This is a genomic window from Acinetobacter sp. WU_MDCI_Abxc222, from assembly GCF_025514755.1.
Classification (GTDB): domain Bacteria; phylum Pseudomonadota; class Gammaproteobacteria; order Pseudomonadales; family Moraxellaceae; genus Acinetobacter; species Acinetobacter geminorum.
In genome coordinates, this window is sequence record NZ_JAHPVG010000008.1 from 31,653 (window position 1) to 44,216 (window position 12,564).

Genomic DNA, 12,564 nt, shown 5'->3' on the forward strand with positions numbered 1-12,564 from the left:
TCCTGAATGTTTTTATTTCACTGAAATGAGTTCTACATCAAAAATCAGCGTACTGTTTGCTGGAATACCAGGAAGTTCCTGAGGACCATAAGCAAGATTAGATGGAATGAAGAACGTCGCTTTACCACCTTCTTTCATGAGCTGAAGTCCTTCAGTCCAGCCTGGAATAACTTGATTGAGAGGAAACTCAACAGGCTCACCGCGCTTATAAGAACTATCAAAAACTTGACCGTTAATTAAACGGCCTTCGTAATGTACTTTAACCATAGACTGCGCAGTTGGTTGTTTACCTGTGCCTTCTTTTGTAATGATGTATTGCAAGCCAGATGCTGTAGTTTTTACACCAGCTTTTGTTTTATTTTCTGCTAGGAATTGAACATCTGCAGATTCAGACGCTGCTCCAGCAGCTTGCTCTGGTTTATCTTGTTGTTGCATTTTTTGCTGCAACTCTTTTTCATAAGCAGCAACAGCAGCTTTTAATTCTTCTTGAGTATAAGCACTTTGTTGCTTATTACGAGCATCATGAATCCCTTTCACAAATGATTTTGTATCTAGTTCAGGTGGAGTTTGCTGAGCAACTTCGTACCCAAGAACATAACTGATTTTTTCAATTGGAGAGGCATTTTTATTTGCTTTGCTTCCGACTTCTGTGGTCGGATGTTGGCTTGCATAATAAACTGGTACAAGTGCAGCACCGCCTAAAACTACAGCGACAGCAATGGGTAAGGCTTTACTCATAAAAGGTTCCAAAAATAATCATTTGAGTCTAAAAAGGCTGCTTTTGATCTTAGCATGCTTAAGCATAGAATGTTTAAGAAAAAAAACGAGTGGTTTTTTATATATTTTAGTTAGTTTTAGTTGGAATAAACTTAAAAAAACTTAAATAAAAAACCGGATCATTTGATCCGGTTCTCTTATCACTTTACGATTAATCTTCTTTTTGTGCTTTATAAGCATAGGCATAGTTATAGCCATAACCATAGCCGGCACTAGCACGTTGAATATCGTTAAGAATAAAGCCGTTGACTTTAACACCTGCTTGTTCAAAGCGATTAAGGGTTAATTCAAGCTCTTTTATTTGCGACTTAGCATAACGCGCAACAATTAAGTTCACACCTGTATATTGCGAAATAATAATACCATCGGTTACTGCAAGTACTGGTGGGGTATCAATAATGATGTGGTCATACTGACTTTGTAGTTGCTCAAGTAGTTCTTTAAATTGGTTAGAGCTTAAAATCTCTGAAGGATTTGTTGGACTCTTACCGCGAGTAATCACATCAAGGTTTGCCACAGGAGTTTTGTGTAATACTTTTTGTAGATCAGCTTGTCCACTTAACAATTCAGAAAGACCGGGCTTTACATCAACATCGAAGTATTTATGCATATAACCACGACGCATATCGGCATCAATCAATAGTACTCGTTTGTCGCCTTGTGCAAAAATCGTTGCAAGATTCGTCGAAATAAATGATTTACCAACTTCTGGTGAAGGGCCAGCAATCATAATGATATTGTTTTTTGCATTTGCTAAAGCAAAGTGAATGGCGGTACGGATACTACGTAAGCTTTCAATTGCAATATCATCACTATTTTTAACCGCAAGAATAGGAATATTCTTTTTCTTCTTTAAAATCTTGATACGACTTTCTTGAATTGGAGAGCGAGGAACAGTTGCATAGACTGGTAAATCCAACTCATTTTCAATTTGGCCAGAATCTTTAATACCTGTACGTAACATATTACGTAATAAGGCAATTAATGTTCCTATGAAACCACCTAAGAATAAAGATAAAATAAGGACTTGTAACTTTTTAGGTTTAATTGGCTCAACTGGCTCAACAGCAGTATCTACAATACGAACATTTCCAATTTCACCAGCTTTTGCGATACGAAGCTGTTGATAGGAGTTTAATAAAGCAGTGTAAAGTTGGGTTTTAACCTCAACTTCACGGTACAACTGTAAGTACTGGCGCTGTACATCTGGCAATTGTTTTAAAGTACTGTTGAGCTCACTAATTTGTTTATTGACTGCTAAAAGCTGGCCATTAATTTCACGCATTGCAGGATGGTCAGCAGTATATTTTGCGGCCATTTCTGCCTGCTTCTGTTCAAGCTCGGCTTTTTTGGTTTCTAAAGTAATACTTTGAGTTAAATAAAGCTCAGACTCTTTAGTCACATCGACAGTATTGTACTGTTGACGAAACTTATTAAATTGACGCTCAGCATCATCTAATTGTTTTTTCAAATCAGGTAATTGTTCATCTAAAAACTTTAAAGTTTGTGCAGATTCGGCTGAGCGACGTTCAATATTTTGTGCACTATAAGTGGCTAAAATAGCATTTAAAACTTTAGTAATATATTCCTTATCTTGACCCTGATAATTTAAGCCTAGAACCCCACTAAGTTTACCTTTTTCTCCAACTGAATAATTTGAACTTATTCTATCTACCGCAGCTGGTAATGATAGGTTAGTAATATTATAAGTTACATCAAATTGATCTTTAGTGAAGACAGAAACCTTCCAAATTCCATGTGGCCCTACAGCTTGATTTAATTGGTTAAGTGGTAGAGTTAATATCGTTTGTTCTGTATCTGGATCAGTTAAACGTAACGACTGCTTATCAAAATCCAGTAATAATTTTTTGTCTAGATAGTATGCTGGCACTTCAAATTGGCGAATTTCAAAACTTTTTAAGTCATCTTTAAATAAGACAGATTTTTTAGTGTATTCAGTTTTGTATTCAGTGGCGTTTAATAATCGGTGAGTAAGCGTATTCTCAGTACTAGAAATCTGTACATTTAAATGTAGATCTTTAATAACTGAGCCTAAAACCAAACGAGATTTTAAAATTTCGATTTCTGCTTGAGCAGGAGATTTTTGCTCAATCATTTGTGATAAATCACCTAAAAGAGCAGCAGAAGCCCCTTTACTGTCTTCGACCTGAACCAAAGCATCAACTGAGTAAGTATCTGGTGTTACCCGTAAATAGAGCAGGGCGAATACAAGGCTCAAAATGATGCAGAGAGCAATTAATTTCCATTGGGCAATCAGTGAAAAAAATAATTCTTTTAAATCAATGGAGTCTTCAGTGTTGGTATTTGGGTTCATAAGCTTAAAATCTTGGCGTTAAATATAAGGTTTCCAGTCAGCAATACATTGTTGAATGAGTTGACAGGTTTCATCAAAAATAGCTTGGTCGTGCTGATATGGATCGGGCACATTTCTATTCTGCCAATGGCCTAAGCGGTAGGTTTTACCTTTTGCAAAAGGCCAAGTCTGCTCAATATGTTTTTGCTGGTTGTGACTCATGACCAAAATTAGGTCAGCTTTTTTAATGTGTTCGGCATTTAGTCTTTTAGCAATATGGGGCTGCATATCGATGCCTAGACGTTGCATACAAAGTTGAGCTTTTTGGTCTGCTTTGTGACCGATAAGCCCAGAAATACCTGCAGACTCAATATTCAACTGAGGATATTGCTGTTTTAAGAAATACTCTGCCATGGGACTTCGACAGATGTTTCCAATACAGACCACCAAAATATTCTTAAATTGCATAAGATTATTGCCCCAAACGATCTAAGTTATATAAGGCATTTGAGAATGGAAGAATCTGATTGACTACACGTTGCCAGCGAGTCAAGCCTGTTGCATCAACATATACAATATCATTACTACGCAGTCTAAACTGGTTGGCTAAACCAAAGTCTCCAATACTCATTAAATTTAAATGATAAATTTCAGTAGAGTGATCATGTGGATTGGTGCGCAATACATAAATACGACTTGCGCTGCCTGAGGTTGGATTAATTCCTAAACTTTCACCTAAAGCATCAGTTAAGGTCATGCCTTGGTCACGCATTGGCAAAGCTTGGTTTTTCCCTGATTCTCCCATCACATAAATTTTTTGATTTTCACGAGTGCTTACATAAATTGTATCATTCGGCTGAACTAAAAGTTTATGTAGTGAATAACCAGCTTTTTCTAATTCAATTGTATTTAAATTATAAGTTGTACCATTTCGAATAAGTTGAATGTAAGTATTGTCACCTTTGTCTGTTATTCCACCAGCGAGCCCTAGAGCTGTGTATACACTAACAGGTTGATCACTTAAGTAAAATTGTCCACCTTTTATGACGCTACCCTGCACAGAAAAACGTTGTCCCTCATATGATAGTACTCTCACTACAACATCTGGATTTTTTAAGAACCGGGCAAGTTGGCCGCGCAATTCACGGTTAACTTGAGCGAGAGACTTGCCCCCAGCTTTGTAACGGCCTACAAGTGGAAATTGAATATAGCCACTTTGATCAATAGGATAGCCGCTTGCTTGGATGGATTGTTCATTAGTGATATTATTTACGGGTGGAGTAATTTCAGGATATGCCCATAGTTGAATAGAGAGAACATCACCTGGACTTAAGTGGTATATAGGTTGTTGACTTTTAAATAATGAATAATAATTAGCTTGATAATTAATTTGAGCAGGTTGTATAGCAGGTAGTGTTTCTTGAGAAATTTTAACTACATTAACAGTAGTTCCAAGATCAGTTTTATAAACACCTTCATTTGGAATATCATAAGTTTGTAAACCAGAAGTCACCGCACAACTTGCAGCACTTAAACTCAAGGCAAGAATAGAAAAAAACTGACAATATTTCACACGAAACCCTTTGTGTATTTATCTTTAATTGATATCAAATGATATCGTTAATCGTTTAGCACGGAGTGCGTATCTTAGATATAGACGTTGTGATTCTAGCGGAAAAAAACTTAAAAAACACACAAAAATAGTAGCGGTTTGTATGTTTAGTTTATCTTAATAGGTTGCTTTAATTATAGAGTTATAAATTCTGCCCCGATTTTCCTTGGAAAATTAAAATGTGACCGAAAACATTACATTATCAAAGTTTAGAGAATACAAAAAATATATTGTTTTATACTATTAATTTGAAATAGTTTGTGAGTGAAGTTTTTATCTTTGAAATATGAATTATGTCAAAACTTAATCGCTATGGAATTCAAGCTTTAATTTTAAGTTTTTTGTGTATTTCAAGGGTTTATGCTTTTGATTTGTATCATTTTATAGATTGGAGGGACTATACTAATTCTCAAGGTAAAAAAGTAACAACTCAGAGTAAAAGTGAATTTGATGACTTTTTGAAAAGTCAAAATATAAAAAGATTTAATCTTTTTTATATGAGTTCTCTAATTACTAATCATCAAGTAGATCCAAAAAAAATTAAAAAAGCTGTAGAAATTGCAAATCAGACACCTAGTGTTCCAGTATGTTTTGATATTGAAACAGGAACTGAATCACATGTTGAGACTACCTTACCTCTTCTTTTAGACGCTTTAAAGATGTATCGTGATTTTGGTGGTATAGCGCCTATTGGTGTATATGGAGTTCTACCTGAAATTACTCCTAATACCTATTTGTCAGAGACGCAGAAAGACTACTTTAGGCATATGAATGATAAATATGAAGAACTTGCAAATCATGTAGATTATTTATTTCCCACTCTATACTTTTATAGTCTTGATGACATGAAAGTTTGGGATGCAAAAGCTGAGTTTAGTATTGCTGAGGCAAAACGGTTTGCAAAAAATCGGGAGATAAAAATATTACCATTTTTATCAACTAGTACTTGGGTATTTCCTGGACATAATACCTTTAAAATCAAACCTTTATCTGAGGTAGATATGTTGCATAGCTTAAAATATTTGAAGAATCTTGGTGCGGATGGAGTTATGCTTTGGGAGGGACCACTAAAGACACAAAATAACCCTGTAATATTTGATGTTAATAAAAAATCATTTAAAGCTATTGTAAAATTTGCGAAGCAATATGGAGGTGGAGCAAATTAACAAAAAATATGTAATTCAAACTTTCAAAGCAGAGCTTCATCAGTAAGAAATAACAATTACTCATTATCGTTTTTTATATTTTGAAAATATTTATATCTTTTTACAAAGCAATTGTGAAATTTAATAACCAGTTATATGGAATGCTGTAGAACTTTCTTGTCTGTAAACACTTTTATACAATTGCGTTACGGAGAATAAAAAAAAACTGCTATAGTTACGCTCGACTATATCCAGTTAACATGCAACATATATTTAATAGATACAATCTTGTAAGGAAAAAGGCTAACTTTTATGCAACTTGCCGATTTAAGAATAGCGATTATAGGTTTAGGATATGTAGGCTTGCCATTGGCAGTTGAGTTTGGGAAAAAAGGGCCAGTAGTTGGATTTGATATTAATCAAAATCGTATTAATGAACTAAAGAGTGGTCAAGACCATACGCTGGAAGTTACACCAGAAGAACTTCAAAAAGCAGAAAAATTAAGTTTTAGTGCAAATCTAGCGGATTTAGAAGAAAGTAATTTTTTTATTGTAACTGTTCCAACCCCCGTAGATCAGGTGAACCGTCCTGATTTAACTCCTTTAAAAAAAGCAAGCGAAACTGTCGGGCAAGCTTTAAAGAAAGGCGATATTGTAGTTTATGAATCTACAGTATATCCAGGGGCTACAGAAGAAGTCTGTATCCCAATATTAGAAAAGATATCCGGTCTTAAATTTAACCAAGATTTCTTTGCTGGTTATAGCCCTGAACGAATTAATCCTGGAGATAAAGTTAATACCCTAACTAAAATCAAAAAGATTACAAGTGGCAGTACGCCAGAAGTGGCTAATGTTGTGGATGCTGTTTATGCAAGTATTATTACTGCAGGTACTCATAAAGCATCTAGCATTAAAGTTGCTGAGGCAGCAAAAGTTATTGAAAACACCCAACGTGATTTAAATATTGCTTTAGTGAATGAACTGTCTGTAATTTTTGATCGTATTGGTATCGATACTTTAGATGTATTGGAAGCAGCCGGTAGTAAATGGAATTTTTTACCATTCCGTCCTGGTTTGGTAGGTGGACACTGTATTGGTGTTGACCCTTATTATTTGACTCATAAAGCAGAAGAAGTGGGTTACCATCCCCAAGTAATTCTTGCAGGCCGTCGTATTAATGACAACATGGCACGCTATGTGGCGCGTAACACGATTAAGCTTATGCTTCAAAATGGTATTGATGTACCGCGTGCAAAAGTTGGTGTACTCGGGGTAACTTTTAAAGAAAACTGCCCTGACATCCGCAATAGTAAAGTAGCTGATCTCATTAAAGAGTTAGAGTTCTGGGGTGCACAAGTTGTAGTTGCAGACCCGTGGGCAGATGCAGATGAAGTTAGACATGAATATGGCATTGAGCTTGGAAAAGTTGATGCTCAAAATCCTGTAGATAGTGTGATTGTTGCCGTAGGTCATAACGAATTTCGCTCACTTTCTGCAAATGAGTTACGAAATTATGTGAAATGTGAAAAACCTGTATTGGCTGATGTAAAGAGCCTTTTTGACCGCACCGAAATGTCAGATGCTGGTTTTACTGTATTCCGTCTCTAACTTTATCTTATTATTAAATTGAAGTTTTGATTATGAAAAAATTTGCACTTATTGGTGCTGCTGGTTATATCGCACCACGTCATTTAAAAGCTATTAAAGAAACTGGTAATACCTTAGCGGTTGCTATGGACGTAAATGACTCGGTTGGGATTATGGATAGCCATTTTCCAGAAGCTGAGTTTTTTACCGAGTTTGAAGAATTTGAAGCTTATGTAGAAGACCAAAAACTAAAAGGTGAAAAGTTAGATTACGTAGCGATCTGTTCACCGAACTATCTACATGCTCCGCATATGAAATATGCTTTGAAAAATGGCATTGAGGTCATTTGCGAAAAACCCTTGGTGCTTAATTCAGAAGATTTAAATATGCTTTCTGAATATGAAAAGCAATATGGTGCTAAAGTAAACTCAATTTTACAATTACGCCTTCATCCCTCAATTATTGCTTTGCGTGATAAAGTTCAAGCTGCACCAGCAGACAAAGTATTTGACGTAGACCTTACCTATCTTACATCTCGGGGTAAATGGTATCTAAAATCATGGAAAGGGGTAGATAATAAATCAGGTGGCGTAGCAACTAATATTGGTGTGCATTTTTACGATATGTTGCATTTTATTTTTGGCAAAATTGTTAAAAATGAAGTGCATTTCCGTGATGAGAAAACCGCTTCGGGTTATTTAGAATATGAGCGTGCGCGCGTACGTTGGTTCTTGTCAATTGATGCGAATAACCTTCCAGAAAATGCTGTACAAGGTGAAAAGCTAACTTATCGTAGTATTACTATTGAAAATGAAGAGCTTGAGTTTTCAGGTGGCTTTACCGATTTACATACACAGAGTTACCAGCGTGTATTGGAAGGTAAAGGTTATGGTGTAGAAGAAAATCGTGCAGCGATTGAGACGGTTGAAGTGATTCGCGTTTCTCCAATTGTAGAAAACCCAGAAAATCCACATCCACTATTGGCAAAGGTGAAAAAAGCATGAGCTTTTATCAACATGAAACAGCCATAGTTGATGATGGTGCACAAATTGGTGAGGGCTCCCGTGTTTGGCATTTTGTTCATGTCTGTGGCGGAGCAAAAATTGGAAAAGGTGTGTCCTTGGGCCAAAACGTATTTGTTGGTAACCGAGTTGTGATTGGTGACCACTGTAAAGTCCAAAATAATGTATCGGTTTACGATAATGTATTTTTGGAAGAAGGGGTTTTTTGTGGCCCAAGTATGGTGTTTACAAATGTCTATAATCCACGTTCCCTCATTGAGCGTAAAGACCAATACCGAGACACCTTAGTGAAAAAGGGTGCTACGTTAGGCGCGAATTGTACGATTGTCTGTGGCGTTACCATTGGTGCTTATGCTTTTGTTGGGGCTGGTGCCGTTATTAATAAAGATGTACCAGCTTATGCGCTGATGGTGGGCGTGCCTGCAAAACAAATTGGGTGGATGAGTGAGTTTGGTGAACAGCTTGATTTACCTTTGCAGGGACAAACTCAGGCTATCTGTTCTCATACAGGAGCTGTTTATCAACTGGATGGAACGACACTGACAAAGCAGGGTTAATATGATTGACTTTATTGATTTAAAAGCACAACAAAATCGAATTAAAGATAAAATTGATGCTGGCATTCAAAATGTATTGAAACATGGACAATATATTTTAGGCCCAGAAGTAATTGAGCTAGAAGAAAAGCTTGCTGCTTATGTGGGTGCTAAACACTGTATTACTTGCGCTAATGGAACAGATGCCTTGCAAATTGCACAAATGGCATTTGGTATTGGGCTAGGTGATGAAGTGATTACTCCAGGTTTTACTTATATTGCTACTGCTGAAACAGTTGCACTCTTAGGTGCAAAACCTGTCTATGTTGATGTAAACCCGAAGACCTATAATTTAGACGTTGAAAAACTAGAGGCAGCAATTACACCTCGGACCAAGGCTATTATTCCTGTAAGTTTATATGGCCAATGTGCAGACTTTGATGCAATCAAAGCAATTGCTGCAAAATATGGCATTCCTGTAATTGAGGACGCAGCGCAAAGTTTTGGTGCAACCTATAATGGTCGTAAAAGCTGTAATCTAAGTACAGTTGCTTGTACGAGCTTCTTCCCAAGTAAGCCATTAGGCTGCTATGGAGATGGAGGTGCTATTTTTACCAATGATGATGAACTAGCTAAAGTGATTCGACAGATTGCAAGACATGGTCAAGATAAGCGTTACCATCATATTCGTGTGGGTGTGAACAGCCGCTTAGATACCTTACAAGCAGCTATTTTGTTACCAAAATTAGAAATTTTGGATGATGAAATGCAAGCACGTCAAAAAGTAGCTGAAATTTATAATCAATTATTTAGTCAATCAGGTATTAATACTACCCCATTTGTTGAGTCATATAATACGAGTGCCTGGGCACAGTATACGATTCAGGTTGATAACCGTGCAGAAGTACAAGAGAAATTAAAAGCTCAAGGTATTCCAACAGCTGTGCATTATCCAATTCCACTTAATAAGCAACCTGCTGTAGCGGATAGTGAAATTCATCTCCCTATTGGAGATGCGATTGCTGAAAAAGTAATGAGTTTACCTATGCATCCTTACTTGACTATTGAAGCTCAAGAGAAAATTGTTCAGGCTTTAGGTTGATTTAACAGTGAAACGCCTTCTTGTAAAGATAAATAGTAAGTTAAATGCTCAAGGAGGCTTTTTAAAGGCTGTATCTGTACTAGTTAGTGGAACATTATTCGCGCAAGGAATTTCAGTTCTTACCCTACCTATCTTAACTAGACTATATAGTCCAAAAGATTTTAGCTTATTTGCTGTTTATACCTCATTACTAATGATTTTGTCAGTCGCTAGTTGTTTAAGGTTTGAAATTGCTATTCCAATTCCTAAAGATAATAATGAAGCAATACATCTTGTTTTATTATCTTTAATTAGTAATTTCATAATAAGCATCTTTACTGCTTTAATTATTTTGATATTTCATAATGAATTAATTAGGGTGTTAAAACAACCAAATTTTTCAATTTTAATTTGGTTGATTCCAATAGGTGTTTTTTTTTCAGGTATATATAACACCCTACAATATTGGGCAATACGCAAAAAAAAATTTGCAACTGTTACTAAGTCTCGGATGATTCAGTCTATTAGTGGTGTATTTGTACAAGTTTCTATGGGATTGGGAGGAAGCTCGGCAATAGGACTAGTTATCGGGCAAATATTTAAAGTATCAGCAGGTATTTGGCGTTTAGCAATAGATTTATGGAACGATACTTCACAAGTTATAAGGGGTATAAACCTTCACCATCTAAAACAATCATTTAAGAAGAATGATAATTTTCCAAAATATTCTACACTCGAAGCATTAGCTAATTCTGCAGGTATACAATTACCAGTAATATTAATTGCTGCCTTATCTATTGAAACAGAAGCAGGTTATCTGATGCTTGCAATGCAAATTATGGCTATACCTATGGGATTTATAGGGGGCGCAGTTGGCCAAGTATATTTAGCACATGCACCAGAAAAGTATTTAAAAGGTGAGCTAAATAAATATACATATCAATGTATCCTGCAATTAATAAAAATAGGAGCATTGCCACTCATTATAATTTGTATTTTGGCTCCATTTTTTATTCCTTTTATATTTGGTTCAGTATGGCAAAGAACAGGTGAAATGATGTTGTGGATGCTTCCTTGGTTCATGATGCAATTATTAGTTTCCCCGGTATCTATGTCGTTAAATATAATAGGAAGTCAGAAATTGGCTTTAATTCTGCAGTTATGCGGCTTATTTATTAGGTGTGGAGGGTTGTGGTTATTAAGTTTGTATAGTGTTAAATATATATTTGAATATTATGTTTTGTCAGGATTTGTATTTTATATAATTTATTTTTTTATGGTCTCTTTTTGTTTGAGAGGTAAATAATATGATGGATGTTGGAAAGCTATATTTAAATACCTCAAAACTAATATTTTTAATATATTTGCCAGTTACATTTCTTATATGGTATTCAATGTTAGATGGGTCTGGAGGAGGAGTTACTGCTTTTCTAACTATCTCAGTTTTTGCTTTCTCTATCTTATTTATAAAATATCAAAAACTTGATATTAATTTCACATTATTTTTGTTTTTTATAATGTATTGCTTTCTTTATGTAGTTATTTACTATGTTTTTTTTGGTGACCTTGTAGATGGAGCAAATAGAAGTTTATTTTCTTATCACCTTATAGGAATATTAATGTATATTGTTTCCTATATAATTGGACGCAATTATGTTGAGCAAAATGAAAAAATTCTAATAGCTATCTTTTTTTTGATGATGTTTAAAGTGATTTCAAATGCTGATTTATCTGTATTTAGAATAGACCTTAGTTCTGTAGATGATAACCTAAAAGGATTATATTTAGGGTTGTCCGATATCTTTTGTATTTTTGCAATTATACTTGTTGGTACTTTGAAAAAACAATCGTGGCAAATATATATATTTATTTTATCGATTCTATCTCTTTTTATACTAAATTCTAGATCTTCACTTTATATTTATATATTTTCTATTTTATTTTATTTTATTTTTTAGAGTGAGCAAGATTTTATATTTGTCTACTTTGGTTTTGATTATTTTATTTTTCTATTCATCAAAGCTTTTAAGTCTTTTATCTGAAAATAATAGAATGTTCTCAGTGCTATCCTTTGATGGAGCTGATCAGTCAAGTCAAGAGCGAGCATCTTTAAGTGAACAAGGATTAAAGCAAATATCTGAACATATGCTTTTAGGAGATTATGGAGGAGTAATTAAATTACATGGGGATTTAGGTGCTTATATTCATAACATATTTTCATATTGGCAAAACTATGGATTAATTGCTTTTTTATTAGCTCTCTATTTTTTTGTATATCAGACAATTAAAGCTGGTTTTAAAGCTTATAAATACAGGGAAAATAGTAAATATCATTATGTATTTATATTGAGTATTTACCTTATTTTAACAGTTTTATTTACTAGATCATATAACTGGTATTTTGCTTGGTTTGCCTTAGGGGTAGTCCATAACTTTTTAAATATTAAATTTAAAAAGTTATCCACCGTATAATTTATTTTGGAGTATCTT

At 34.8% G+C, this 12,564-nt stretch carries 12 protein-coding genes; 8 read left to right on the forward strand and 4 right to left on the reverse strand.

All coding sequences use genetic code 11. The features are described 5' to 3' along the window. Positions 1–12: 12 nt before the first annotated feature. The 4 genes from KTJ10_RS12905 to KTJ10_RS12920 form a co-directional block, all read right to left on the reverse strand. Entirely contained in the window at positions 13–738 is a 726-nt protein-coding gene (locus tag KTJ10_RS12905) for an FKBP-type peptidyl-prolyl cis-trans isomerase (RefSeq protein ID WP_262442149.1), read from the reverse strand. A 190-nt stretch (positions 739–928) separates the two neighbouring features. After that, entirely contained in the window at positions 929–3,112 is a 2,184-nt protein-coding gene (locus KTJ10_RS12910) for a polysaccharide biosynthesis tyrosine autokinase (protein ID WP_262442150.1), read from the reverse strand. A gap of 18 nt (positions 3,113–3,130) precedes the next feature. After that, the gene (locus KTJ10_RS12915) at positions 3,131–3,559 is read right to left on the reverse strand and encodes a low molecular weight protein-tyrosine-phosphatase (protein WP_262442151.1); all 429 of its coding nucleotides are present in this window, start codon (positions 3,557–3,559) and stop codon (positions 3,131–3,133) included. A 4-nt stretch (positions 3,560–3,563) separates the two neighbouring features. Beyond that, complete coding sequence (locus KTJ10_RS12920) at positions 3,564–4,664, reverse strand: polysaccharide biosynthesis/export family protein (RefSeq protein WP_262442152.1); 1,101 nt, start codon at positions 4,662–4,664, stop codon at positions 3,564–3,566. A 332-nt stretch (positions 4,665–4,996) separates the two neighbouring features. Between KTJ10_RS12920 and KTJ10_RS12925 the strand changes: the two genes are divergently transcribed. The 8 genes from KTJ10_RS12925 (at position 4,997) to KTJ10_RS12960 (ending at position 12,546) form a co-directional block, all read left to right on the forward strand. Further along, positions 4,997–5,869, forward strand: coding sequence for a hypothetical protein (locus tag KTJ10_RS12925; protein ID WP_262442153.1), 873 nt, complete (start codon positions 4,997–4,999; stop codon positions 5,867–5,869). 291 nt (positions 5,870–6,160) lie between these two features. After that, positions 6,161–7,456, forward strand: a complete 1,296-nt coding sequence (gene tviB / locus KTJ10_RS12930; RefSeq protein ID WP_262442154.1) for a Vi polysaccharide biosynthesis UDP-N-acetylglucosamine C-6 dehydrogenase TviB — start codon at positions 6,161–6,163, stop codon at positions 7,454–7,456. Between the two features lie 32 nt (positions 7,457–7,488). Continuing rightward, the gene (locus KTJ10_RS12935) at positions 7,489–8,439 is read left to right on the forward strand and encodes a Gfo/Idh/MocA family protein (protein WP_014208044.1); all 951 of its coding nucleotides are present in this window, start codon (positions 7,489–7,491) and stop codon (positions 8,437–8,439) included. Beyond that, complete coding sequence (wbpD, locus tag KTJ10_RS12940; protein WP_262442155.1) at positions 8,436–9,014, forward strand: UDP-2-acetamido-3-amino-2,3-dideoxy-D-glucuronate N-acetyltransferase; 579 nt, start codon at positions 8,436–8,438, stop codon at positions 9,012–9,014. The genes KTJ10_RS12935 and wbpD overlap by 4 nt, the downstream gene beginning before the upstream one ends. A 1-nt stretch (position 9,015) precedes the next feature. After that, positions 9,016–10,095 (forward strand): DegT/DnrJ/EryC1/StrS family aminotransferase, encoded by a 1,080-nt coding sequence (locus tag KTJ10_RS12945; protein ID WP_262442156.1) that lies wholly within the window; start codon positions 9,016–9,018, stop codon positions 10,093–10,095. A 7-nt stretch (positions 10,096–10,102) separates the two neighbouring features. Next, positions 10,103–11,380 carry a lipopolysaccharide biosynthesis protein gene (locus KTJ10_RS12950; protein WP_262442157.1) on the forward strand — a complete coding sequence of 426 codons (1,278 nt, stop codon included), beginning with the start codon at positions 10,103–10,105 and terminating at the stop codon, positions 11,378–11,380. A gap of 1 nt (position 11,381) precedes the next feature. Beyond that, positions 11,382–12,032, forward strand: coding sequence for a hypothetical protein (locus tag KTJ10_RS12955; RefSeq protein ID WP_262442158.1), 651 nt, complete (start codon positions 11,382–11,384; stop codon positions 12,030–12,032). Positions 12,033–12,051: 19 nt separating this feature from the next. Continuing rightward, entirely contained in the window at positions 12,052–12,546 is a 495-nt protein-coding gene (locus KTJ10_RS12960; protein ID WP_410468415.1) for a hypothetical protein, read from the forward strand. The last annotated feature ends 18 nt before the right edge of the window (positions 12,547–12,564 follow it).

Excerpts from the sequence above, each read along its gene's own strand:
- KTJ10_RS12945 (WP_262442156.1), top strand. The coding sequence starts at position 9,016 with ATGATTGACTTTATTGATTTAAAAGCACAACAAAATCGAATTAAAGAT.
- KTJ10_RS12905 (WP_262442149.1), bottom strand. The coding sequence starts at position 738 with ATGAGTAAAGCCTTACCCATTGCTGTCGCTGTAGTTTTAGGCGGTGCT.
- KTJ10_RS12925 (WP_262442153.1), top strand. The coding sequence starts at position 4,997 with ATGTCAAAACTTAATCGCTATGGAATTCAAGCTTTAATTTTAAGTTTT.
- KTJ10_RS12955 (WP_262442158.1), top strand. The coding sequence starts at position 11,382 with ATGATGGATGTTGGAAAGCTATATTTAAATACCTCAAAACTAATATTT.
- wbpD (WP_262442155.1), top strand. The coding sequence starts at position 8,436 with ATGAGCTTTTATCAACATGAAACAGCCATAGTTGATGATGGTGCACAA.
- KTJ10_RS12935 (WP_014208044.1), top strand. The coding sequence starts at position 7,489 with ATGAAAAAATTTGCACTTATTGGTGCTGCTGGTTATATCGCACCACGT.
- KTJ10_RS12915 (WP_262442151.1), bottom strand. The coding sequence starts at position 3,559 with ATGCAATTTAAGAATATTTTGGTGGTCTGTATTGGAAACATCTGTCGA.
- KTJ10_RS12910 (WP_262442150.1), bottom strand. The coding sequence starts at position 3,112 with ATGAACCCAAATACCAACACTGAAGACTCCATTGATTTAAAAGAATTA.
- tviB (WP_262442154.1), top strand. The coding sequence starts at position 6,161 with ATGCAACTTGCCGATTTAAGAATAGCGATTATAGGTTTAGGATATGTA.